Raw genomic sequence first — 25008 nt, 5'->3', positions numbered from 1 at the left:
TGACAAGGATTTAGCATATCGCTAAAGTTTTATGCATGAAGCTCGTCGCGTATTTGAATTTCCGTGGGGCGCAAGCCCAATTGGCCAAGGATTTGGGGGTTAGTCCTGTCTTGATACATCAGTGGGCGATGGAAAAGCGTCCGGTACCAATTGTTCGTTGTTTGCAAATTGAACAAATGACGTCTGGCTATGTCAGCCGCCAAGAGTTACGGCCTCATGATTGGCAGCGTATTTGGCCCGAATTGCTTGAGTCGCAATCGAGCCTTGCTCACCTGCCTTCATCCTCTTCAACTGCTTCGACAGTGATCACTCATCATGCCATCAAACCCTAGTCAATCTGCAAGCCTGATTCTCAATCACGCTTTACGTACATGGAGTGCTCGTCCTGGTGGCCAAGCGGCGCTTTTGTTTTTATGCCGGCAGCTCAGCTCACGCCGGCGGAGTCGTTTGACCGAGGCGACGCCGCTGAGCACTGATGCAAGCGATTGGACTCTAGACGAGGTCATGACAGCATTAAAATTTATGCCAAATGATTTGAGTTTCCTCGTTTGTCGCCAGTTACTTACTGATTTATCGCTATTGGTATTGCCTCTCGACGTCTGCTTGGGAGATAAACAGGACTCACGCCATAAAACGCCTATTGATTGCTCACCGGGGTTGGAGAAAACTTTTCTTAATGTGGTCAATGAGGCGGACCTGGCCGAGCTGGAAGCCCTGACTGCGCATCTTTCTGAGGTGGAGCAGCGTTTACAGCAACAAAAGGCGGTGGTTCATATGCTGCGGCAGTCGCGTTTACAAACATTGTCATGAGTGAATACAGCCTCACAGCTGATGCTTGGCTAGTAGACGCATTGGTATTTCTTTAAAGCCGGTGACTCCGATCCCCACGCTGGAACCCAGCGAAAATCTCGGCTTCCCATTCTTGCGCTTGTGGATTATCGCGATCTTTCACCAGCGCCATGACTTTGAAAAGCTCGCCCATTTCTGCTTCTGATAGTAGCTTCTGAACAGCAGCACTGTGCTGCGCGTAGCGTAGGGTGTCTTCAATCGGAATCTGGTCGAGCTGTTGCAGGATCCCGGCGTTCAGTAAAAAATGGGCTTGGGTTGTATAGCCGATCAAATCTAACCCGGCGGCATTGGCAGCTAGAGCCAGGCGGGTGAAGTCAACGTGTGCAGTGATATCTTGCAAGCCAGGCCAGAGAAAAGGGTCGGTGTGGGCTTGCTGGCGATAGTGACACATTAGGGTGCCCCCTTGATTGCCGCGTTGTATATGGTAATACTCGTGACGCGGAAAACCATAGTCGAGCAGGCAGATGACGCCTTCTTCGAGCATACCGGCCATGCTGTGGATTAAGCCATCGGCGGCAGGACAGAGTTCGGACTGATAGCCAACCGGCAAGGGCGTCGGTAGCATGCTTTCAATTTCTGCGACCGCTTCACTCAAGGCGAGATCGGCCGCGCGTTCCGCCCAGACAAACTCGCCTTCGGCATTGACCGCCACCCCGCGCTCGCAGACGCCGGTGGCCTCATTGACAAAAATCTGCACTGGCAAGGCATCGAAAACTTCATTGGCCAAAATCACCCCGCGTAACGCTGTGGGGAGGGTATCGACCCATTCCACGCACGGCCAGTCGCGCAGGGTTGCTGCTTGCCGGGCACGCAAGCTACCCGACAGATCGACAATGATGTAGCGATCTAGCTCAATCCCTGCCGCTGCGAGCGTGCGTAAAATATCGGCCGCCAATTGTCCGGTGCCAGCACCAAACTCAACGATGGTATGCCCATAAGTTTGCAACCACGGCAGACACGCATGGGCCAGTGTTTGCCCAAACAGCGAGGTGAGTTCGGGGGCGGTGACAAAATCGCCAGTAGTGCCAAATTTACTGCTGCCCCCGGTGTAATACCCCACTGTCGGCGCATATAAGGCCATTTCCATGTAGCGTGCAAAGGAGATCCAGCCCCGTTGCCGCTCAATCTCCCGGCGAATTTGGGCGCATAAGGCAGCACTGTGCGCCAGCGCCAAGTTGTCGGGTAGCGGGAGGGAAGATGCCATAGGAACGGAACGCAAACCAGGAGTGAATAGGCTATTATTGTCGCCTATCTCACCCCCTCCGATGGTTGCTATGAGTAAAATCGTTTTAATTACCGGCGCAGCTAAGCGTGTCGGTCGCGAGCTGGCACTGCATTTTGCTGCCGCTGGCTGGGACGTTGCGCTGCATTACGGCCAATCTGGTACAGAAGCGCAACTGCTCGCCGCCCAGATTATGGCGATGGGGCGACGAGTGATTGCCTTGCAGGCCGATTTGGCGCAAGAAGACCAAGTGCGCGCTTTGCTGCCGCAGTGTATTGCCGCGCTTGGGGTGCCGAACTGTATTATTAATAACGCGTCGCGCTTTGAATTTGACAGTGCGGTTGACATTGACTACACACGCTTGACCGCGCATATCCTGCCTAATCTGGCCGCCCCGTTACTGCTGGCGCAAGCCTTGCATGCCGCCGTGCCCACCGGCAGACAAGCCTGTGTGATTAATTTGCTAGATCAAAAACTGTATAACTTGAATCCAGATTTTTTGTCCTACTCGCTTTCCAAGATTGCGCTGGAAGGGGCAACAAAAATGCTGGCGCAAGCCTTGGCACCGACCGTTCGCGTGGTTGGTTTAGCCCCCGGATTAACCTTACCGAGCTATTTGCAAACAACCGAGCAGTTCACGCACACCCATCAGCTAACCCCGCTAGGTCAATCCAGTACGCCTGAAGATTTGGCCCAGGCAGCTTTGTTTTTAGCTTCGAGCCCGGCCATTACCGGCACAACATTGGTCGTGGATGGCGGCCAGCATTTGCAACCGCTGTCTCGTGATATTTCTTTTTACCCAACTGAACAATGAAATTTGATTTCCATGAGCTGATGCTCACTTGCCGGCGTGTGTCGATTCAAGGGTTGCGCCTCGATGCGTTTGTTGGTGTGTTTGACGAAGAAAAAGAGCGCAGCCAACCGATCATTATTGATATTGCCGCTTATGCCGATTTGGCGCAGACCACACCCCAGCGGGACGCGCTGGACGAAGTGTTTGATTACAACCAGCTTAGAAATATTGCGCACAAAACCGTGGATGGTCGTCATATCCATCTATTGGAAACACTCACGGACCAAATGGCCGCCCAAATTCTGCAACTGCCGAGCATTCGCGCGGTGCATATCATCATCCGCAAACCCACGACCTTTGCCGATTGTGAGGCGGTGTGTGTAGAGCTGTTTAAAATGAATTCTGAAAGTGCATGATGTCGTTGTTGGAAACCACTACCTTCACTGAAGTTGCCGCTGAAACCCATGTCGCGGAAAAAAGCGCCCTCGATAAAAAAGCGCAGAAAATCGCTTTTGAAAACAACAAACTTGAAAAGCGTTTGTGTCGCCAAGTCGGGCAGGCGATTGCCGACTTTAATATGATTGAGGCGGGCGATAAGGTGATGGTGTGCCTGTCGGGCGGCAAAGACAGCTACGCCATGTTGGATATATTGCTCAAGCTGCGCGAGCGCGCCCCGATTGATTTTGAGATTGTGGCCGTTAACCTTGACCAAAAGCAACCCGGCTTCCCGCCGGAGGTACTGCCCGATTACCTCACGCAACTCGGCGTGCCGTTTCATATTGAAAACCAAGATACCTATTCCATCGTCACGCGGGTGATTGAAGAAGGTAAAACCATGTGTTCGCTTTGCTCACGCTTGCGCCGTGGCATTTTGTATCGTGTGGCGAGTGAGCTGGGCTGCACCAAAATTGCGCTGGGGCATCATCGTGACGACATGCTCGGCACCTTCTTTCTCAACCTGTTTTATGGCGGTCGCCTCAAAGGCATGCCGCCCAAGCTCGTCTCCGATACCGGCGAGCATGTGGTGATTCGCCCGCTCGCCTATGTGCGTGAACCCGATTTGGTGCGCTATGCCGAGGTCAAGCAGTTCCCCATCATTCCCTGCAATTTGTGCGGTAGCCAAGAGAATCTCAAGCGCCAGGAAGTCAAGCGCATGATGCTGGACTGGGAGCGCCAACACCCTGGCCGTTTAGAAACCATGTTTAATGCGCTGACGCGGGTCGTGCCCTCGCATTTAATGGACCCTAAACTATTTGATTTTGCTAATCTCAAAGCGACCGGCAGTGCCTATGCGGATGGCGATATTGCCTTTGACGAAGAGCCTTGCAGCACCGCAGAGAGCAAGCCGAATGTGATTCAATTCACCGATTCATCCCCAAGCCGTGTGGCCGACGATTGGTAAACCTCTCTTACTCTCCCTCACCCTAGCCCTGAGCCTGCTTGCGAATCAGGCCTGTGCTGCGGAGCTTTGGGGTGTGTGGCCCTGGTGGCTCAGTAGTCAGCCGCAGGTTTTACAGCAATACCCCGTGCGCCGTGTCTTATGGCAAGCGTGGGAAATTCAACCTAACGCAACCCTAGAGACGCATCACTGGGCGGCGCTTTGGGCTGGTGTTAAGCCGAGCCCGTCGCCAAAAAATCAAAGTAAGCCAGTTGATCTGCGGCAGCGTTTGCAACAAAACCAGCAAAGGCTTGCTCCGGTACTTAGCTTGCGTGACCCGCTGGTTTTTAATCGCTTGTTTAGCAGCCGGCCGCGCTGGGCTATCGTCCTGGGCCAACTGTTAACCGAACTCCGTGTGATGCCGCGCGATGTCTGTGCCGGCGTACATTTGGATTTTGCGTTGTATGCCAATTTGCAGCCCGAAGCCCTCAGTGGTTTTCAAGAGTTTGTACGTACGCTGCGCGAACAATTGCAACGCCAGATACCACATGCCACCCTAACGGCCACCGCGCCGGCGGGGGTAGAGCAGCCGCTTTGGACTGCTGATTTAAGCGCGCATATACCGTTCTTGGCACTCAATGGACACGAAGCCCACTGGCTTGACGGCCCCGAAGCGGGAGCGCTGGCACCCTTGAAAGGTGCTGGTTTTATTACTTGGGAAAATACCTTGCGGTATTACCTCCATCTTGGGTGGCCCGCGCGTAAGCTGTTGTTTACCTTGCCGTTATACGGGGTGGAATGGCCAACCCAACATGAGAAAGTCGGTAGTACTCCACGAGGCATGGGCCAGATACTAGCAATGCAAGCGTTGGCTAAACCGGCGGGGTTTCGGGGCGAGTGGCCGCTGGCGTCACGCAGCGTACAGCAGCAGCTCAGCCACACGCTGGTGAGGCGCGACGCCGAGAGTGGCAGCAGTTGGTACAGCTATAAAACCAAACAGGGCTGGGTGCAAGGTTGGTTTGAAGATGAAAGTAGCCTGCAACAAAAAATCGATTTTATTCAGCGTGAGCGTCTAGGTGGCGTGGCCTTGCACTTTCTCGGGGCGGACCAGGGAGCCGCCCGTGCCACGCTACAGAGCTTATTGCCGAGACCGCCCGCCGCAAAGGGGAAGCCTTGAGTTTCCCGCAAAATAGAGAGCAGCTAATTAGGGAGCGGCCCATTATTGAATGTGATATTGCAGGCTAAACTCAGCGCCCTTATCTTGTCCCAGTGTTTTCACTAAGTAAGGTAAGGTTTGCTGCAGTTGCTCGGGCAACGTCCACGGTGGATTCAAAATAAACATGCCGCTGCCGTACAGGCCCAAACCATCCGCACTCGGTTCGCGCACAGTCAAGGTGGCGTGCAACCAGTTGAGGCCACCCGCTAGTTTTAATAACTGCTCAGGCAAACGTTTGGATTCGCTGCGTTGAACTTGCGGGTACCAGATCGCGTACATACCAATCGGAAAGCGTGCCAGCCCTTCTTTGAGTGCGGTCAGCGTGGTTTGGTAATCCTGTTTGTTTTCGTAGGAGGGGTCAATCAAGACCAAGCCCCGGCGTTGCGGGGGTGGTAGCGCTGCCTTGAGCGCGGCAAAGCCATCGCTGTATTCAATGATGACGCGCGGCCCTTGCTGTTGGCGCGGCGGGCGATTGCCCTTTTGCCCAGGGATGCTAGCGCGCACCCCCATATTTTTTTCCAGTATCGTAATTTCACTCGAATGCAGCTCGTGCAACCGAATGACATCCCCCGTGCGAAGCACTTCCCGCATCAGCGTCGGGGAGCCAGGGTAATGTCTCAACTCGCCATTCGGGTTGAGCGCTTGGATCGCCATCACATAGCGTTCTAATAAGGGGGGTAAGTCACGCCTTGTCCACAAATGCGCAATGCCGGTTTCGTATTCGCCACTTTGCTGCGCGAAATGGCCTTCTAACGCATAGCGCCCGGCCCCAGCATGGGTATCAAGCGCGAGTAGGGGCTTGTCTTTTTGCAGCAAGTAATCGAGCAATGCCAGCAAGATCGTGTGCTTGAGCACATCCGCATGGTTGCCAGCATGAAAAGCGTGACGGTAACTGAACACAAAATACTTTCTATCAAAAAAAGGGGGCTTGTTGTTAGCCAGAATTGTCCGCTAGAATACCTGATATGAACTTCATCCTCCCGATTCTTTTTGTCTTCCCGCATTGGTGGCGCTGATCCGCTCCGCTTGGTGACTGCCCGCCCCCGTTCGCTGGCCCTTATCTTCCTCTACAATACTGTTTTCTCCTAAGCCGAGTCAGCTCGTAAGACTCGGATGCTTTCAGGATGAGCCCATCTCTCTCGCTCACCTGATCAAAGGAATCGCCATGCTTTTGATGATCGACAATTACGACTCGTTTACCTACAACCTCGTGCAATATTTCTGCGAGCTGGGCGAAACGGTTGAAACCTATCGCAACGATGAAATCACGCTGGATGAGGTAGCCAAGCGCAATCCGGCGCGAATCGTGATTTCCCCCGGCCCTTGCACCCCGAATGAGGCCGGTATTTCCGTACCGCTGATTCAGCAGTTTGCGGGCAAAGTTCCCTTGCTGGGCGTGTGTCTGGGCCATCAGTCCATTGGCCAGGCCTTTGGTGGCAAGATCGTACGGGCGCAGCAGGTGATGCACGGTAAAACTTCACTGGTTCACCATAACAATACGAGTGTGTTTCGCGGTATTCCGAATCCTTATACGGTGATTCGTTACCACTCCCTTGCCATTGAGCGGGCGAGTTTACCGGATTGCTTGGAAGTCACGGCTTGGACGGAGGATGGCGAGATCATGGGGGTGCGCCACAAGACGCTGGCAGTCGAGGGTGTGCAGTTTCACCCCGAATCGATTTTGACCGAGCATGGCTACGACCTGCTCAAAAACTTCTTACAACGCTGATTTAACGCTGAGGCCACCATGACCATTACGCCCCAAGAAGCTCTGCAACGGGTGATTGAACACCGCGAAATTTTTCATGATGAAATGTTGGGCTTAATGCGCGCCATCATGAGTGGTGAAGTGTCGCCGGTGATGATCGCGGCGTTGATTACCGGCCTGCGCGTCAAAAAAGAAACGGTGGGTGAAATCACCGCAGCGGCGCAGGTGATGCGTGATTTTGCGGCCAAAGTAGAGGTCGCAGATCGCTCGAATTTGGTCGATATCGTCGGTACGGGGGGCGATGGTTCACACACCTTCAATATTTCCACCACCAGTCTGTTTGTGGCGGCGGGCGCGGGTGCGCGAGTCGCCAAACACGGCGGGCGTTCGGTATCGAGCAAATCCGGTGCGGCCGATGTGCTGGAGGCTTTGGGCGTTAACATCATGCTCAACCCCAGCCAAGTGGCGCAGGTGATTGCTGAAACCGGCATTGGCTTTATGTTTGCGCCGAACCACCACAGCGCCATGAAGCATGCCGCGCCGGTGCGCAAAGAAATGGGGGTGCGCACCCTGTTTAATATTCTTGGGCCGCTCACCAACCCAGCGGGCGCAAGCCGCCAATTGCTGGGGGTGTTCCACCGCGATCTCGTGGGTATTTTGGCGCGGGTGTTGCAGCGCTTGGGCAGTGAACATGTACTGGTGGTACATGGCGCAGATGGCTTGGATGAAATTTCTCCAGCGGCAGTGACCTATGTGGCGGAGTTAAAAGACGGTGAGGTGACTGAATATGAAGTTCACCCGAATGATTTTTGTATTCCCACGCATGATTTGGCCACGCTCAAAGTGGCGGATGCCGCTGCATCCAAAGCCATGATGCTGGGCGTACTGGCCGGTGAATCTGGCGCCGCACGTGACACGGTGCTGATGAATGCTGGGGCGGCACTGTATGCAGCGGGTGTAGCCAGCTCAATGGCCGAGGGTATTACGCTGGCGCAACGTTCGATTGATTCGGGCGCAGCTAAAGCCAAACTGGATGCGTATGTCAGTGCGACGCAAAAATTGGAAGTGGCTTAAGATTAGGCTAAATCAATAGCTAGCTGTGCGCATGATGTTGACCGATAGAAAATAAACGACTTATGTCCGATATCCTCAAAAAAATCCTAGCCGTTAAGGCCGAAGAAGTGGCCCGTGCCAGAGCGCAACGTGATTTGATCTCGCTGCGTGCTGAAGCACAAGAGCAAGCCCACGGCGCAAATAAGCCGCGCGGCTTTACGCAAGTGATTCGCAACAAAATAGCGGCCGGTCAAGCGGCGGTGATTGCTGAAATTAAAAAAGCCAGCCCCAGCAAAGGCGTGTTGCGGGAACACTTTGTGCCCGCCGAGATTGCGCAAAATTATGCCGAACACGGCGCGGCCTGTTTGTCGGTGCTGACGGATGAACAGTTCTTTCAAGGCGCACCGGCGTACTTGCAAGAGGCGCGTGCCGCGTGCAATTTACCTGCACTACGCAAAGATTTTATGGTGGATGAATATCAGGTCTATCAGGCGCGGGCGTGGGGCGCGGATTGTATTTTGCTGATTGCAGCTGCGCTCGATCTGGCGCAGATGCGTGATCTTGAAGCATGTGCGCATGAATTGGGAATGGATGTGCTGGTGGAAGTACATGATGGGGTTGAGCTGGAGCAAGCGCTGCAACTCACGACACCGCTCGTCGGCATCAATAATCGCAACCTCCGTACCTTTGAAGTGTCACTCGACGTCACGCTGGGCTTGTTGCGCGAGATCCCGGCGGATCGTATCGTCGTGACCGAAAGCGGGATTCTCGCGCCGCCAGATGTGCAACGTATGCGTGCAGCGAATGTGCATACCTTCCTCGTTGGGGAGGCTTTTATGCGAGCCGTCAATCCAGGTGAAGAGTTGGCACGTTTGTTTACCTAGGCGTGCAACCAAGCATTCCATTTAGCTTGATCAACAATGGCCAAGCGGATTTCAGTGCTGACATCCGCTTGCCGTACTAGCGTAAATTCGCGCAGCTCATCCCGACGGAAAGCGAGTACAAACAGCGTGGTGCCGAGAGGCCTGCGCTTGAGCGCGTGTTCTACATTGCTGGGCGTCGCTTTGATGCCATCTACCGCAACCAACACGTCTCCAGCCGACAAACCTGCTTGGTGAGCAGCCCCGCCTTCCAGTACTTGCGTCAACTTTACCAATCCGTGCGCTTCTATTGTTTTGCTGCTCAAGCTGGGTTGGCGCGTCGGCTCTGTCTTCCATGCCACGCCGATTGCCTTGAATACCGTCGGCAGCGGCAGATCGGCTGTGCTCTCAGTCCAAGTGCGCAGGGGGCGAGCGAGCTTTAAGCCTGTGACTTGCTCAATCAGCTTGGGTAGGCCCTCTTCTGGCAAACCACGCCCGGGGGTGCCGTGTTGCGCCCACAGCGCACGCATGATGTCATCTAAATGATGCTGACCAGCACTTTGTTGACGCAGGGTGAGATCTAGGGCGAGCGCTATCAACGCTCCTTTGGTGTAGTAGCTCACAATCGCATTCGGGGCATTTTCTTCTTGACGATAGTATTTAATCCAGGCATCAAAAGAGCTATCGGCCACGCTCTGTTTATGCCGACCGCTGCCACGCATAACTTGGTTGATGGTTTTGGTGAGCAGCTTGAGATATTGTTCTGCGCTAATCAAATCACAGCGCAGCAGAAACAGGTCGTCGTAATAGGAGGTAAAGCCTTCAAATAGCCAGAGTAGACGCGTGTAGTTTTCTTGGGTGAGGTCATAGGGCCGGAAGGCGGCGGGCTGAATCCGTTTGACGTTCCAACTATGAAAGTATTCATGGCTGCATAAACCGAGAAAGCCAATATAGTCATCGGTAGCGTCTCCCATGTTGGGATAGGGCAGATCGGTGCGGTTACAGAGTAATGCCGTCGAGCTGCGATGCTCCAAGCCGCCGTAGCCATTCCCTACCGCCATGACTAGAAATAAATATTCCTTGAACGGTGCTTGAGCGGTCTTGGGTTCAAAGAAGGCGATTTGGGCTTCACAAATTTTCTTGAGGTCGGCGCAGAGTCGCTTGGTATCCGTGTCATGCAAGCCGGTAATGGCGACGGCATGCGGGACGCCATGCGCCTTGAATTGTGCCAAAGTAAAGCGGCCCATTTCAACGGGGTGATCAATCAGCTCATCGTAATCGTTGGCTTGGTAGAGACCAAAGCCCCACTTGCTTGCACCGCCTTTGCGGGTGCTGGGGCGTGGCAGGGTAGTGGCAACGCGCCAGTCTGTGATGCCTGCGGGCGGGCAAATCTCAACTTGATGCGGCTGTACTTCCAGCCCGACTACTTGCAAAAAGACACTGCTGCCATTGAAAAACCCATGGCTTTCATCTAGATGGGCCGCCCGGACGGATAAATCCCACGCATAAACTTGATAAGTAATCTCGATGGGGTTGGCGCTTCCAGCGATCTGCCAACTGTGTTTATCTTGTTTTGTGGCGTGGAGCGGTTGCTGATTGCTTGTGGCTTTCAGCGTAATGATGTGCCGCGCAAATTCCCGAATCATGTAACTACCCGGGATCCAGGCCGGTAAACGGAGCGTATAGCCTGTCGTTGATGCAGGTAAAGAGAGAATGACTTGAAAAAGATGGCCCGCCGGGTCGATTGGGTAAAGACGATAATGTGGCATCTCGGTGATCGACTATAAATTAGTAATTTAAATTCACGACGATCCGGCCTTTGTGCGTGCCATCTAAAATTTGGGGCGCTATATCGAAAACCTGGCTGAGCCGAATTTCTTGGGTCATTCGATCAAGCTTACTCAAATCAAGCTCATGCGCCAAGAGCGCCCAGGCATCAATCCGTTGCCGGCGACTTGCATAGACGCTATTAATTCCAATGAGGCTAATTCCACGCAAAATGAATGGCGCTACCGTGCTGTGGAAATCCATGCCTTGTGCCAGCCCGCACGCCACTACCACGCCAAACTGCTGAGTTTGGGCGCAGGCGTTCACCAGGGTATGACTCCCGACACTGTCAATTACCCCAGCATAGGTTTCCGCTTGCAATGGTTTACCTGCTTGATTCAGGCTGCGACGGTCGATGATCTGCTGTGCGCCGAGCATCTTTAAATAATCTGTTTCGTAGGTTTTCCCTGTTGCCGCGACAACTTCATACCCCCGTTTTGCCAATAAAGCGATGGCAATCGATCCCAGCCCCCCCGTTGCGCCGGTGACCAAGATCGGCCCATCATCCGGCTCGATCTCTTGTCGCTCTAGCGCCAATACGGCGAGCGCAGCGGTGTAGCCAGCAGTCCCAATCGCCATGGCTTGGCGGCTGCTGAGATTAACCGGGAGGGGGATCAGCCACTCAGGCTGGACCCGTGCCACTTGAGCCAATCCTCCCCAGTGTGTTTCACCCAGACCAAAGCCATTAATCAGTACCTTTTCTCCTACGGTGATACCGGGATACTCACTGTTTTTGACGGTGCCGACCAGATCAATCCCCGGCACCATCGGCCAAGCGCGCACCACGGGGCTGCGATCTGCTAGTGCTAGCGCATCCTTGTAATTCAAGCTGGAATAATGAACATCCAGCGTAACCGGCAACTCAGGCAGTTGCGATTCGTCCATCTCTACTAAATTCGCCGTGAACTGTTTGTCGGATTTATCAAGTAGAACTGCTTTAAACATAGAGCACTCCTATAACGAGGGTAACGCAAGCATAGGCCATCTTTAAGACAGTGTCACTTTGGAATAGCGAGGTGTTCTGTATGGAATTTCAGCGATTAGTGCGTTAATCGTGCAGTTTTGGCAAATAAGCAAGTTTTCTTACAAAAGGTGTTGACAGGTCTGTCGATGTTCTTCATAATTCGGCCTCTCTGCTGCTGACACAGCAACGCAAACAAAGCGAAGCAAGTCAAAAGCAAATGTTCTTTAACAGTATAAACAGCCGATAAGTGTGGGCGTTTGGGCGAGTAGCGAAAGGTCAGAGATGGCCACCCAAATGCTCACGAAGAGAAGTTAATTCTTACTTTGAGTGAGCGATGCGAACGTGCTGCATATGGAAATATGCGCAGGTTCATATTTTGAAGAGATTAAACTGAAGAGTTTGATCCTGGCTCAGATTGAACGCTGGCGGCATGCCTTACACATGCAAGTCGAACGGGGGTAGCAATACTCTAGTGGCGAACGGGTGAGTAATATATCGGAACGTACCCAGTAGTGGGGGATAACTAGTCGAAAGATTAGCTAATACCGCATACGACCTACGGGTGAAAGCGGGGGACCGTAAGGCCTCGCGCTATTGGAGCGGCCGATATCAGATTAGCTAGTTGGTGGGGTAAAAGCTCACCAAGGCGACGATCTGTAGCTGGTCTGAGAGGACGACCAGCCACACTGGGACTGAGACACGGCCCAGACTCCTACGGGAGGCAGCAGTGGGGAATTTTGGACAATGGGGGCAACCCTGATCCAGCAATGCCGCGTGTGTGAAGAAGGCCTTCGGGTTGTAAAGCACTTTTGTCAGGGAAGAAAACTGTTGCGCTAATATCGCGACGGGATGACGGTACCTGAAGAATAAGGACCGGCTAACTACGTGCCAGCAGCCGCGGTAATACGTAGGGTCCAAGCGTTAATCGGAATTACTGGGCGTAAAGCGTGCGCAGGCGGTTATGTAAGACAGGTGTGAAATCCCCGGGCTTAACCTGGGAACTGCACTTGTGACTGCATGGCTAGAGTGTGATAGAGGGGGGTAGAATTCCACGTGTAGCAGTGAAATGCGTAGAGATGTGGAGGAATACCGATGGCGAAGGCAGCCCCCTGGGTCAATACTGACGCTCATGCACGAAAGCGTGGGGAGCAAACAGGATTAGATACCCTGGTAGTCCACGCCCTAAACGATGCCTACTAGTTGTTGGGTCTTCATTGACTCAGTAACGCAGCTAACGCGTGAAGTAGGCCGCCTGGGGAGTACGGTCGCAAGATTAAAACTCAAAGGAATTGACGGGGACCCGCACAAGCGGTGGATGATGTGGATTAATTCGATGCAACGCGAAAAACCTTACCTACGCTTGACATGTCTGAAAGTTTCCAGAGATGGATTCGTGCTCGAAAGAGAATCAGAACACAGGTGCTGCATGGCTGTCGTCAGCTCGTGTCGTGAGATGTTGGGTTAAGTCCCGCAACGAGCGCAACCCTTGTCATTAGTTGCTACGAAAGGGCACTCTAATGAGACTGCCGGTGACAAACCGGAGGAAGGTGGGGATGACGTCAAGTCCTCATGGCCCTTATGCGTAGGGCTTCACACGTCATACAATGGTCGGTACAGAGGGTTGCCAACCCGCGAGGGGGAGCTAATCTCATAAAACCGATCGTAGTCCGGATTGCACTCTGCAACTCGAGTGCATGAAGTCGGAATCGCTAGTAATCGCGGATCAGCATGTCGCGGTGAATACGTTCCCGGGTCTTGTACACACCGCCCGTCACACCATGGGAGTGGCTTTTGCCAGAAGTAGTTAGCCTAACCGCAAGGAGGGCGATTACCACGGCAGGGGTCATGACTGGGGTGAAGTCGTAACAAGGTAGCCGTATCGGAAGGTGCGGCTGGATCACCTCCTTTCTAGAGTAAGCGAAAGTTTAAGCGCTCACGCTTATCGGTTAGTTTTTATGTGTGAGGCATGTCGAGTGAGACGTGAGAATTCATTCTCTCACTGATTGCCCGAAGCCTTCACTCGGTGAGGGCTTGTAGCTCAGGTGGTTAGAGCACACGCTTGATAAGCGTGGGGTCGTAGGTTCAAGTCCTACCAGGCCCACCAAACATCAGTTTGGTGTTCGATGCGTGCACCAAAGAAACGAGCAATCAATGATGCGAAAGTGGCGTAACCCACGAGCGTCATCATAAAAGTGGTATTGCAGAGTTTATTGGGGGATTAGCTCAGCTGGGAGAGCACCTGCTTTGCAAGCAGGGGGTCGTCGGTTCGATCCCGTCATCCTCCACCAAGAATTCAAACGCAAGCATGAAGGTGTTTGCGTTTGGGTTTTACCCAAAGGCTGTTTGTTCTTTAACAATTTGAAGAAGTAAAGTGAGTCAATGTTGTTATCAACTTTTTATATTTGATCAATGATTTGACCACGGGTTGTGATTGTATCAACCAAATTAATCCATGTTCTCAAAGTGAATTGGATTACGGCAAAAATGAACACGCTACACTTGCTATGTTTTAGACACTCTTATGAGTGCCCAAAATTATAGGATCAAGTGAATAAGTGCACATGGTGGATGCCTTGGCGATCACAGGCGATGAAGGACGTTGTAGCTTGCGATAAGCTGCGGGGAGCTAGCAAACAAGCTTTGATCCGCAGATTTCCGAATGGGGAAACCCACCCGTAAGGGTATCGCATACTGAATACATAGGTATGCGAGGCGAACGCAGTGAACTGAAACATCTAAGTAGCTGCAGGAAAAGAAATCAACCGAGATTCCCAAAGTAGTGGCGAGCGAAATGGGAAGAGCCTTCTAATGATAATTGTCGAGTTAGTGGAACGGAATGGAAAGTCCGGCCATAGTGGGTGATAGCCCCGTACGCGAAAACACGATAATGGTACTAAGTTAGAGAAAAGTAGGGCGGGACACGTGAAATCCTGTCTGAATATGGGGGGACCATCCTCCAAGGCTAAATACTCGTGATCGACCGATAGTGAACCAGTACCGTGAGGGAAAGGCGAAAAGAACCCCGGGAGGGGAGTGAAATAGATCCTGAAACCGTGTGCATACAAACAGTCGGAGCCTCGTAAGGGGTGACGGCGTACCTTTTGTATAATGGGTCAGCGACTTACATTCAGTGGCAAGCTTAACCGTATAGGGGAGGCGCAGGGAAACCGAGTCCGAATAGGGCGTCCAGTCGCTGGGTGTAGACCCGAAACCAGATGATCTATCCATGGCCAGGTTGAAGGTGCGGTAACACGCACTGGAGGACCGAACCCACTAACGTTGAAAAGTTAGGGGATGAGCTGTGGATAGGGGTGAAAGGCTAAACAAATCTGGAAATAGCTGGTTCTCTCCGAAAACTATTTAGGTAGTGCCTCATGTATCACTCCAGGGGGTAGAGCACTGTAATGGTTGGGGGGGTCATTGCGACTTACCTCGCCATAGCAAACTCCGAATACCTGGAAGTGCGAGCATGGGAGACAGACATCGGGTGCTAACGTCCGGTGTCAAGAGGGAAACAACCCAGACCGCCAGCTAAGGTCCCCAAGATTGGCTAAGTGGGAAACGAAGTGGGAAGGCTAAAACAGTCAGGAGGTTGGCTTAGAAGCAGCCACCCTTTAAAGAAAGCGTAATAGCTCACTGATCGAGTCGTCCTGCGCGGAAGATGTAACGGGGCTAAGCCAGTCACCGAAGCTGCGGATCCTAGATTAAGTTCTAGTGATGGTAGGAGAGCGTTCTGTAAGCCTGCGAAGGTGTGTTGAGAAGCATGCTGGAGGTATCAGAAGTGCGAATGCTGACATGAGTAGCGATAAAGGGGGTGAAAGGCCCCCTCGCCGTAAGCCCAAGGTTTCCTACGCAACGTTCATCGGCGTAGGGTGAGTCGGCCCCTAAGGCGAGGCAGAGATGCGTAGTCGATGGGAAGCAGGTTAATATTCCTGCACCGATGTCAAATGCGATGGGGGGACGGGGTTTTGCAGGTTATCCGGGTGTTGGATGTCCCGGTTTCTGAGTGTAGGTGGCTGCTAGGCAAATCCGGCAGCGTATCACCGAGGCGAAAGATCGAGCGAGCTTGCTTGCGAAGTAACTGAATGAACCTCCAAGAAAAGCCTCTAAGCTTCAGTTTGACACGACCGTACCGCAAACCGACACAGGTGGGCGAGCTGAGTATGCTAAGGCGCTTGAGAGAACTCTGGAGAAGGAACTCGGCAAATTGATACCGTAACTTCGGGATAAGGTATGCCCTAGTAGCGTGAAGTGAACAACGGAGCGTGAACGGGTCGCAGAGAATCGGTGGCTGCGACTGTTTAATAAAAACACAGCACTCTGCAAACACGAAAGTGGACGTATAGGGTGTGACGCCTGCCCGGTGCTGGAAGATTAAATGATGGGGTGCAAGCTCTTGATTGAAGTCCCAGTAAACGGCGGCCGTAACTATAACGGTCCTAAGGTAGCGAAATTCCTTGTCGGGTAAGTTCCGACCTGCACGAATGGCGTAACGATGGCCACACTGTCTCCTCCAGAGACTCAGCGAAGTTGAAATGTTTGTGATGATGCAATCTCCCCGCGGCTAGACGGAAAGACCCCATGAACCTTTACTGTAGCTTTGCATTGGACTGTGAACCGGTCTGTGTAGGATAGGTGGGAGGCTTTGAAGTGCGGACGCCAGTTCGCATGGAGCCATCCTTGAAATACCACCCTGATCTGTTTGCGGTTCTAACCTTGGCCCATTATCTGGGTTGGGGACAGTGCATGGTAGGCAGTTTGACTGGGGCGGTCTCCTCCCAAAGTGTAACGGAGGAGTACGAAGGTACGCTAGGTACGGTCGGAAATCGTGCTGATAGTGCAATGGCAAAAGCGTGCTTAACTGCGAGACTGACAAGTCGAGCAGGTGCGAAAGCAGGTCATAGTGATCCGGTGGTTCTGTATGGAAGGGCCATCGCTCAACGGATAAAAGGTACTCTGGGGATAACAGGCTGATACCGCCCAAGAGTTCATATCGACGGCGGTGTTTGGCACCTCGATGTCGGCTCATCTCATCCTGGGGCTGTAGCCGGTCCCAAGGGTATGGCTGTTCGCCATTTAAAGAGGTACGCGAGCTGGGTTTAAAACGTCGTGAGACAGTTTGGTCCCTATCTGCCGTGGGCGTTGGAAGTTTGAGGGGGGCTGCTCCTAGTACGAGAGGACCGGAGTGGACACACCTCTGGTGTACCGGTTGTCACGCCAGTGGCATCGCCGGGTAGCTATGTGTGGAAGAGATAACCGCTGAAAGCATCTAAGCGGGAAACTCGCCTCAAGATGAGACTTCCCTTGTGACTTGATCACACTTAAGAGTCGTTCGAGACCAGGACGTTGATAGGCTGGGTGTGGAAGCGCAGTAATGCGTTAAGCTAACCAGTACTAATTGCTCGTGAGGCTTGATCCTATAATTTTGGGATAAGCGTAGTGTGTTTCGATACAAACACAATTTTTAGGTCAAATCCAACTTATTCACTTACTTCTTCAAATTGGAATGGTCGCAGCCCATCGCAACCATTCAACAAGTTATGCCTGACGACCATAGCAAAGTGGTACCACCCCTTCCCATCCCGAACAGGACCGTGAAACGCTTTAGCGCCGATGGTAGTGAGCAGATCGCTCGTGAGAGTAGGACATCGTCAGGCTCCTATATAAAAACCCATCCTCACCAGAGGATGGGTTTTTTATCCTAATAAGTGTGTAGCATTTAATTTATTGGGTTGAGATTGTTGCCCAGTAAAGTAAGTGGTAGATATTATGTATTTCGGCGAGTGCGCCAACTGATGAAAGTCAGATGTTCTTTAACAGTATAAACAGCCGATAAGTGTGGGCGTTTGGGCGAGTAGCGAAAGGTCAGAGATGGCCACCCAAATGCTCACGAAGAGAAGTTAATTCTTACTTTGAGTGAGCGATGCGAACGTGCTGCATATGGAAATATGCGCAGGTTCATATTTTGAAGAGATTAAACTGAAGAGTTTGATCCTGGCTCAGATTGAACGCTGGCGGCATGCCTTACACATGCAAGTCGAACGGGGGTAGCAATACTCTAGTGGCGAACGGGTGAGTAATATATCGGAACGTACCCAGTAGTGGGGGATAACTAGTCGAAAGATTAGCTAATACCGCATACGACCTACGGGTGAAAGCGGGGGACCGTAAGGCCTCGCGCTATTGGAGCGGCCGATATCAGATTAGCTAGTTGGTGGGGTAAAAGCTCACCAAGGCGACGATCTGTAGCTGGTCTGAGAGGACGACCAGCCACACTGGGACTGAGACACGGCCCAGACTCCTACGGGAGGCAGCAGTGGGGAATTTTGGACAATGGGGGCAACCCTGATCCAGCAATGCCGCGTGTGTGAAGAAGGCCTTCGGGTTGTAAAGCACTTTTGTCAGGGAAGAAAACTGTTGCGCTAATATCGCGACGGGATGACGGTACCTGAAGAATAAGGACCGGCTAACTACGTGCCAGCAGCCGCGGTAATACGTAGGGTCCAAGCGTTAATCGGAATTACTGGGCGTAAAGCGTGCGCAGGCGGTTATGTAAGACAGGTGTGAAATCCCCGGGCTTAACCTGGGAACTGCACTTGTGACTGCATGGCTAGAGTGTGATAGAGGGGGGTAGAATTCCACGTGTAGCAGTGAAATGCGTAGAGATGTGGAGGAATACCGATGGCGAAGGCAGCCCCCTGGGTCAATACTGACGCTCATGCACGAAAGCGTGGGGAGCAAACAGGATTAGATACCCTGGTAGTCCACGCCCTAAACGATGCCTACTAGTTGTTGGGTCTTCATTGACTCAGTAACGCAGCTAACGCGTGAAGTAGGCCGCCTGGGGAGTACGGTCGCAAGATTAAAACTCAAAGGAATTGACGGGGACCCGCACAAGCGGTGGATGATGTGGATTAATTCGATGCAACGCGAAAAACCTTACCTACGCTTGACATGTCTGAAAGTTTCCAGAGATGGATTCGTGCTCGAAAGAGAATCAGAACACAGGTGCTGCATGGCTGTCGTCAGCTCGTGTCGTGAGATGTTGGGTTAAGTCCCGCAACGAGCGCAACCCTTGTCATTAGTTGCTACGAAAGGGCACTCTAATGAGACTGCCGGTGACAAACCGGAGGAAGGTGGGGATGACGTCAAGTCCTCATGGCCCTTATGCGTAGGGCTTCACACGTCATACAATGGTCGGTACAGAGGGTTGCCAACCCGCGAGGGGGAGCTAATCTCATAAAACCGATCGTAGTCCGGATTGCACTCTGCAACTCGAGTGCATGAAGTCGGAATCGCTAGTAATCGCGGATCAGCATGTCGCGGTGAATACGTTCCCGGGTCTTGTACACACCGCCCGTCACACCATGGGAGTGGCTTTTGCCAGAAGTAGTTAGCCTAACCGCAAGGAGGGCGATTACCACGGCAGGGGTCATGACTGGGGTGAAGTCGTAACAAGGTAGCCGTATCGGAAGGTGCGGCTGGATCACCTCCTTTCTAGAGTAAGCGAAAGTTTAAGCGCTCACGCTTATCGGTTAGTTTTTATGTGTGAGGCATGTCGAGTGAGACGTGAGAATTCATTCTCTCACTGATTGCCCGAAGCCTTCACTCGGTGAGGGCTTGTAGCTCAGGTGGTTAGAGCACACGCTTGATAAGCGTGGGGTCGTAGGTTCAAGTCCTACCAGGCCCACCAAACATCAGTTTGGTGTTCGATGCGTGCACCAAAGAAACGAGCAATCAATGATGCGAAAGTGGCGTAACCCACGAGCGTCATCATAAAAGTGGTATTGCAGAGTTTATTGGGGGATTAGCTCAGCTGGGAGAGCACCTGCTTTGCAAGCAGGGGGTCGTCGGTTCGATCCCGTCATCCTCCACCAAGAATTCAAACGCAAGCATGAAGGTGTTTGCGTTTGGGTTTTACCCAAAGGCTGTTTGTTCTTTAACAATTTGAAGAAGTAAAGTGAGTCAATGTTGTTATCAACTTTTTATATTTGATCAATGATTTGACCACGGGTTGTGATTGTATCAACCAAATTAATCCATGTTCTCAAAGTGAATTGGATTACGGCAAAAATGAACACGCTACACTTGCTATGTTTTAGACACTCTTATGAGTGCCCAAAATTATAGGATCAAGTGAATAAGTGCACATGGTGGATGCCTTGGCGATCACAGGCGATGAAGGACGTTGTAGCTTGCGATAAGCTGCGGGGAGCTAGCAAACAAGCTTTGATCCGCAGATTTCCGAATGGGGAAACCCACCCGTAAGGGTATCGCATACTGAATACATAGGTATGCGAGGCGAACGCAGTGAACTGAAACATCTAAGTAGCTGCAGGAAAAGAAATCAACCGAGATTCCCAAAGTAGTGGCGAGCGAAATGGGAAGAGCCTTCTAATGATAATTGTCGAGTTAGTGGAACGGAATGGAAAGTCCGGCCATAGTGGGTGATAGCCCCGTACGCGAAAACACGATAATGGTACTAAGTTAGAGAAAAGTAGGGCGGGACACGTGAAATCCTGTCTGAATATGGGGGGACCATCCTCCAAGGCTAAATACTCGTGATCGACCGATAGTGAACCAGTACCGTGAGGGAAAGGCGAAAAGAACCCCGGGAGGGGAGTGAAATAGATCCTGAAACCGTGTGCATACAAACAGTCGGAGCCTCGTAAGGGGTGACGGCGTACCTTTTGTATAATGGGTCAGCGACTTACATTCAGTGGCAAGCTTAACCGTATAGGGGAGGCGCAGGGAAACCGAGTCCGAATAGGGCGTCCAGTCGCTGGGTGTAGACCCGAAACCAGATGATCTATCCATGGCCAGGTTGAAGGTGCGGTAACACGCACTGGAGGACCGAACCCACTAACGTTGAAAAGTTAGGGGATGAGCTGTGGATAGGGGTGAAAGGCTAAACAAATCTGGAAATAGCTGGTTCTCTCCGAAAACTATTTAGGTAGTGCCTCATGTATCACTCCAGGGGGTAGAGCACTGTAATGGTTGGGGGGGTCATTGCGACTTACCTCGCCATAGCAAACTCCGAATACCTGGAAGTGCGAGCATGGGAGACAGACATCGGGTGCTAACGTCCGGTGTCAAGAGGGAAACAACCCAGACCGCCAGCTAAGGTCCCCAAGATTGGCTAAGTGGGAAACGAAGTGGGAAGGCTAAAACAGTCAGGAGGTTGGCTTAGAAGCAGCCACCCTTTAAAGAAAGCGTAATAGCTCACTGATCGAGTCGTCCTGCGCGGAAGATGTAACGGGGCTAAGCCAGTCACCGAAGCTGCGGATCCTAGATTAAGTTCTAGTGATGGTAGGAGAGCGTTCTGTAAGCCTGCGAAGGTGTGTTGAGAAGCATGCTGGAGGTATCAGAAGTGCGAATGCTGACATGAGTAGCGATAAAGGGGGTGAAAGGCCCCCTCGCCGTAAGCCCAAGGTTTCCTACGCAACGTTCATCGGCGTAGGGTGAGTCGGCCCCTAAGGCGAGGCAGAGATGCGTAGTCGATGGGAAGCAGGTTAATATTCCTGCACCGATGTCAAATGCGATGGGGGGACGGGGTTTTGCAGGTTATCCGGGTGTTGGATGTCCCGGTTTCTGAGTGTAGGTGGCTGCTAGGCAAATCCGGCAGCGTATCACCGAGGCGAAAGATCGAGCGAGCTTGCTTGCGAAGTAACTGAATGAACCTCCAAGAAAAGCCTCTAAGCTTCAGTTTGACACGACCGTACCGCAAACCGACACAGGTGGGCGAGCTGAGTATGCTAAGGCGCTTGAGAGAACTCTGGAGAAGGAACTCGGCAAATTGATACCGTAACTTCGGGATAAGGTATGCCCTAGTAGCGTGAAGTGAACAACGGAGCGTGAACGGGTCGCAGAGAATCGGTGGCTGCGACTGTTTAATAAAAACACAGCACTCTGCAAACACGAAAGTGGACGTATAGGGTGTGACGCCTGCCCGGTGCTGGAAGATTAAATGATGGGGTGCAAGCTCTTGATTGAAGTCCCAGTAAACGGCGGCCGTAACTATAACGGTCCTAAGGTAGCGAAATTCCTTGTCGGGTAAGTTCCGACCTGCACGAATGGCGTAACGATGGCCACACTGTCTCCTCCAGAGACTCAGCGAAGTTGAAATGTTTGTGATGATGCAATCTCCCCGCGGCTAGACGGAAAGACCCCATGAACCTTTACTGTAGCTTTGCATTGGACTGTGAACCGGTCTGTGTAGGATAGGTGGGAGGCTTTGAAGTGCGGACGCCAGTTCGCATGGAGCCATCCTTGAAATACCACCCTGATCTGTTTGCGGTTCTAACCTTGGCCCATTATCTGGGTTGGGGACAGTGCATGGTAGGCAGTTTGACTGGGGCGGTCTCCTCCCAAAGTGTAACGGAGGAGTACGAAGGTACGCTAGGTACGGTCGGAAATCGTGCTGATAGTGCAATGGCAAAAGCGTGCTTAACTGCGAGACTGACAAGTCGAGCAGGTGCGAAAGCAGGTCATAGTGATCCGGTGGTTCTGTATGGAAGGGCCATCGCTCAACGGATAAAAGGTACTCTGGGGATAACAGGCTGATACCGCCCAAGAGTTCATATCGACGGCGGTGTTTGGCACCTCGATGTCGGCTCATCTCATCCTGGGGCTGTAGCCGGTCCCAAGGGTATGGCTGTTCGCCATTTAAAGAGGTACGCGAGCTGGGTTTAAAACGTCGTGAGACAGTTTGGTCCCTATCTGCCGTGGGCGTTGGAAGTTTGAGGGGGGCTGCTCCTAGTACGAGAGGACCGGAGTGGACACACCTCTGGTGTACCGGTTGTCACGCCAGTGGCATCGCCGGGTAGCTATGTGTGGAAGAGATAACCGCTGAAAGCATCTAAGCGGGAAACTCGCCTCAAGATGAGACTTCCCTTGTGACTTGATCACACTTAAGAGTCGTTCGAGACCAGGACGTTGATAGGCTGGGTGTGGAAGCGCAGTAATGCGTTAAGCTAACCAGTACTAATTGCTCGTGAGGCTTGATCCTATAATTTTGGGATAAGCGTAGTGTGTTTCGATACAAACACAATTTTTAGGTCAAATCCAACTTATTCACTTACTTCTTCAAATTGGAATGGTCGCAGCCCATCGCAACCATTCAACAAGTTATGCCTGACGACCATAGCAAAGTGGTACCACCCCTTCCCATCCCGAACAGGACCGTGAAACGCTTTAGCGCCGATGGTAGTGAGCAGATCGCTCGTGAGAGTAGGACATCGTCAGGCTCCTATATAAAAACCCATCCTCACCAGAGGATGGGTTTTTGCTTTTCTAGGCTTAGAGCGTGGAGCGTGTAGCTAACCAATGACAAACAGGCGAGAACGCCAATTTATTTGCTTCTACGCGTGGAAACCCGCTGCACTTCGTCGATGGCATCTGCAAACTCGCTCAAATCCTCAAAGCTACGATAAACTGAAGCGAACCGAACATACGCAACTTTGTCGATTTTTTTCAGTTCACGCATCACCAATTCCCCAATTCGATCAGAGGAAATTTCTCGCTCAGGACTCGCGATTAGTTTTTCTTCAATGCGCTGGACGGCATGGTCAACGGCTTCTGCGGTAACGGGACGCTTGCGCAACGCTAAGCGAAAACTAGCCAATAGCTTACTGCGCTCGTAGTCGACGCGACTACCATTCTTCTTTACTACGGCTGGAAACTGCAAGTCGATGCGTTCATACGTGGTAAAGCGGCGATCACAGTCGCCGCAGCGCCGCCTTCTGCGGATGACATCACCCTCGTCCGACACACGGGTGTCGAGTACTTGGGTATCAGCATGACCACAGAAAGGACAGCGCATAGGATGAATGAATGACCAGTGTATGAAAAATTAGAAATACACAGGGAAGGCTTTAGTCAGCTCAGCAACTTGCGCTTTCACACGCGCAATCGTTGCCGCATCATGCGGATTTTCGAGCACGTCCGCAATCAGGCTACCTACCAATTCCGCTTCTTTTTCCTTGAAGCCGCGTGTGGTCATCGCAGGCGAACCCACGCGAATACCGCTCGTCACGAAAGGTTTTTCAGGATCGTTCGGAATCGAGTTTTTATTGACGGTAATGTGTGCTTGACCCAATACGGCTTCCGCTTCTTTACCCGTAATACCTTTGGCACGTAGGTCCACCAGCATCACATGGCTCTCGGTGCGGCCAGACACAATCCGTAGGCCACGTTTAACCAAGGTCTCAGCCAATACCGCCGCATTCTTAACAACTTGCTGCTGGTAAGCTTTGAATTCGGGTGAGAGCGCCTCTTTGAAAGCAACGGCCTTACCCGCGATCACGTGCATCAAAGGACCACCTTGCAGGCCGGGGAAAATGGCTGAGTTAACCGCTTTTTCGTGCTCGGCTTTCATCAAGATAATCCCACCACGGGGGCCGCGCAGGGTCTTGTGAGTCGTGGACGTCACAAAGTCCGCATGAGGAATGGGGCTGGGGTATACACCCGCTGCAATCAAGCCTGCGTAGTGAGCCATGTCCACCATAAAATAGGCGCCGACTTCTTTCGCAATCGCCGCAAAGCGGGCGAAATCAATCCGCAAGGCGTAAGCAGACGCACCCGCAATAATCAGCTTGGGCTTGTGCTCACGTGCCAAAGCTTCCATGCGTTCGTAGTCGATTTCTTCTTTTTCGTTCAAGCCATAAGACACCACATTGAACCACTTGCCGGACATATTGAGTGCCATACCGTGGGTTAAGTGACCCCCTTCGGCCAAGCTCATACCCATGATGGTATCGCCGGGTTTCAGCACGGCCATGAAGACGCCCTGATTCGCTTGCGAACCGGAATTGGGTTGTACGTTAGCGGCATAGCCATGCACGTCGGCACCAAAGAGTTTTTTCAGGCGATCAATCGCCAATTGCTCAGCTACATCCACATACTCGCAGCCACCGTAGTAGCGCTTACCGGGATAGCCTTCGGCGTATTTATTGGTAAGTTGCGAACCTTGTGCTGCCATCACCGCTGGGCTGGTGTAGTTTTCAGAGGCAATCAGTTCAATATGTTCTTCTTGGCGCTGATTTTCTTGATTCAGCACGGCTTGAATTTCGGGGTCGATTTGACTTAAAGCATAGGCGCTACGTTCAAACATAACGATTCCTTGTGTAGAAATTAAATT

At 52.3% G+C, this 25008-nt stretch carries 15 protein-coding genes, 4 tRNA genes and 6 rRNA genes; 19 read left to right on the top strand and 6 right to left on the bottom strand.

Annotated elements, in window-relative coordinates:
• The first annotated feature begins 35 nt into the window (after positions 1-35).
• Both DU000_RS10665 and DU000_RS12760 read left to right on the top strand, forming a co-directional pair.
• Positions 36-332 carry a transcriptional regulator gene (locus DU000_RS10665; protein ID WP_114403395.1) on the top strand — a complete coding sequence of 99 codons (297 nt, stop codon included), beginning with the start codon at positions 36-38 and terminating at the stop codon, positions 330-332.
• On the top strand, positions 316-810 hold the full coding sequence (locus DU000_RS12760; protein WP_114403394.1) for a hypothetical protein: 495 nt from the start codon (positions 316-318) through the stop codon (positions 808-810). Before DU000_RS10665 ends, DU000_RS12760 begins: the two co-directional genes overlap by 17 nt.
• 52 nt (positions 811-862) lie before the next feature.
• Here the strand turns inward: DU000_RS12760 and DU000_RS10655 are convergent, their stop codons facing one another.
• Entirely contained in the window at positions 863-2053 is a 1191-nt protein-coding gene (locus tag DU000_RS10655) for a class I SAM-dependent methyltransferase (RefSeq protein WP_114403393.1), read from the bottom strand.
• 70 nt (positions 2054-2123) lie between these two features.
• Between DU000_RS10655 and DU000_RS10650 the strand changes: the two genes are divergently transcribed.
• Genes DU000_RS10650 through DU000_RS10635 form a run of 4 tightly spaced genes read left to right on the top strand, consistent with a single transcriptional unit; the run spans position 2124 to position 5419 of the window.
• Positions 2124-2885, top strand: coding sequence for an SDR family oxidoreductase (locus DU000_RS10650; protein WP_240001877.1), 762 nt, complete (start codon positions 2124-2126; stop codon positions 2883-2885).
• Positions 2882-3280, top strand: a complete 399-nt coding sequence (locus DU000_RS10645; RefSeq protein WP_114403391.1) for a dihydroneopterin aldolase — start codon at positions 2882-2884, stop codon at positions 3278-3280. Before DU000_RS10650 ends, DU000_RS10645 begins: the two co-directional genes overlap by 4 nt.
• A complete protein-coding gene (ttcA, locus tag DU000_RS10640; protein ID WP_192878482.1) occupies positions 3280-4266 on the top strand; it encodes a tRNA 2-thiocytidine(32) synthetase TtcA in 987 nt (328 codons plus the stop codon). The genes DU000_RS10645 and ttcA overlap by 1 nt, the downstream gene beginning before the upstream one ends.
• Complete coding sequence (locus tag DU000_RS10635) at positions 4247-5419, top strand: glycosyl hydrolase family 18 protein (RefSeq protein ID WP_114403389.1); 1173 nt, start codon at positions 4247-4249, stop codon at positions 5417-5419. The genes ttcA and DU000_RS10635 overlap by 20 nt, the downstream gene beginning before the upstream one ends.
• 42 nt (positions 5420-5461) lie before the next feature.
• Here DU000_RS10635 and DU000_RS10630 read toward each other — a convergent pair whose 3' ends face one another.
• Complete coding sequence (locus DU000_RS10630; protein WP_114403388.1) at positions 5462-6358, bottom strand: 23S rRNA (adenine(2030)-N(6))-methyltransferase RlmJ; 897 nt, start codon at positions 6356-6358, stop codon at positions 5462-5464.
• Between the two features lie 265 nt (positions 6359-6623).
• On the opposite strand from DU000_RS10630, the gene DU000_RS10625 reads away from it, so the two are divergent.
• The 3 genes from DU000_RS10625 (at position 6624) to trpC (ending at position 9103) form a co-directional block, all read left to right on the top strand.
• Positions 6624-7187, top strand: a complete 564-nt coding sequence (locus DU000_RS10625) for an aminodeoxychorismate/anthranilate synthase component II (protein WP_114403387.1) — start codon at positions 6624-6626, stop codon at positions 7185-7187.
• Positions 7188-7205: 18 nt separating this feature from the next.
• On the top strand, positions 7206-8240 hold the full coding sequence (trpD, locus tag DU000_RS10620; RefSeq protein WP_114403386.1) for an anthranilate phosphoribosyltransferase: 1035 nt from the start codon (positions 7206-7208) through the stop codon (positions 8238-8240).
• Positions 8241-8302: 62 nt separating this feature from the next.
• The gene (gene trpC, locus DU000_RS10615) at positions 8303-9103 is read left to right on the top strand and encodes an indole-3-glycerol phosphate synthase TrpC (RefSeq protein ID WP_114403385.1); all 801 of its coding nucleotides are present in this window, start codon (positions 8303-8305) and stop codon (positions 9101-9103) included.
• Here trpC and DU000_RS10610 read toward each other — a convergent pair.
• Both DU000_RS10610 and acuI read right to left on the bottom strand, forming a co-directional pair.
• Positions 9100-10848: a M61 family metallopeptidase gene (locus DU000_RS10610; RefSeq protein ID WP_114403384.1), complete on the bottom strand. Its 1749-nt coding sequence runs from the start codon at positions 10846-10848 to the stop codon at positions 9100-9102. The two genes, trpC and DU000_RS10610, sit on opposite strands and share 4 nt — an antisense overlap.
• Before the next feature lie 19 nt (positions 10849-10867).
• Positions 10868-11851 carry an acrylyl-CoA reductase (NADPH) gene (acuI, locus tag DU000_RS10605; RefSeq protein ID WP_114403383.1) on the bottom strand — a complete coding sequence of 328 codons (984 nt, stop codon included), beginning with the start codon at positions 11849-11851 and terminating at the stop codon, positions 10868-10870.
• A 406-nt stretch (positions 11852-12257) separates the two neighbouring features.
• On the opposite strand from acuI, the gene DU000_RS10600 reads away from it, so the two are divergent.
• The 10 genes from DU000_RS10600 (at position 12258) to rrf (DU000_RS10555) (ending at position 23116) form a co-directional block, all read left to right on the top strand.
• Positions 12258-13778, top strand: a 16S ribosomal RNA gene (locus DU000_RS10600).
• A 119-nt stretch (positions 13779-13897) separates the two neighbouring features.
• Positions 13898-13974 (top strand) — tRNA-Ile (locus DU000_RS10595).
• Positions 13975-14082: 108 nt separating this feature from the next.
• A tRNA-Ala gene (locus DU000_RS10590) sits at positions 14083-14158 on the top strand.
• A 253-nt stretch (positions 14159-14411) separates the two neighbouring features.
• Positions 14412-17289, top strand: a 23S ribosomal RNA gene (locus tag DU000_RS10585).
• 124 nt (positions 17290-17413) lie between these two features.
• Positions 17414-17527 (top strand): 5S ribosomal RNA (gene rrf / locus DU000_RS10580).
• Between the two features lie 319 nt (positions 17528-17846).
• Positions 17847-19367 (top strand): 16S ribosomal RNA (locus DU000_RS10575).
• 119 nt (positions 19368-19486) lie between these two features.
• A tRNA-Ile gene (locus DU000_RS10570) sits at positions 19487-19563 on the top strand.
• Between the two features lie 108 nt (positions 19564-19671).
• Positions 19672-19747 (top strand) — tRNA-Ala (locus tag DU000_RS10565).
• Between the two features lie 253 nt (positions 19748-20000).
• Positions 20001-22878: ribosomal RNA gene (locus DU000_RS10560) — 23S ribosomal RNA — on the top strand.
• Positions 22879-23002: 124 nt separating this feature from the next.
• Positions 23003-23116, top strand: a 5S ribosomal RNA gene (gene rrf / locus DU000_RS10555).
• Together the 16S, 23S and 5S rRNA genes with 4 tRNA genes alongside form the textbook arrangement of a ribosomal RNA operon.
• Before the next feature lie 104 nt (positions 23117-23220).
• Here rrf (DU000_RS10555) and nrdR read toward each other — a convergent pair.
• Positions 23221-23691, bottom strand: a complete 471-nt coding sequence (gene nrdR, locus DU000_RS10550) for a transcriptional regulator NrdR (protein WP_114403382.1) — start codon at positions 23689-23691, stop codon at positions 23221-23223.
• Between the two features lie 30 nt (positions 23692-23721).
• Positions 23722-24981: a serine hydroxymethyltransferase gene (gene glyA / locus DU000_RS10545; protein WP_114403381.1), complete on the bottom strand. Its 1260-nt coding sequence runs from the start codon at positions 24979-24981 to the stop codon at positions 23722-23724.
• Between the last annotated feature and the right edge of the window lie 27 nt (positions 24982-25008).

Source organism: Parvibium lacunae (assembly GCF_003335215.1).
GTDB classification, from domain to species: Bacteria; Pseudomonadota; Gammaproteobacteria; order Burkholderiales; family Burkholderiaceae_D; genus Parvibium; species Parvibium lacunae.
Note: the sequence above shows the minus strand (reverse complement) of the source record. Positions and strands in the feature narration are given on the sequence as shown.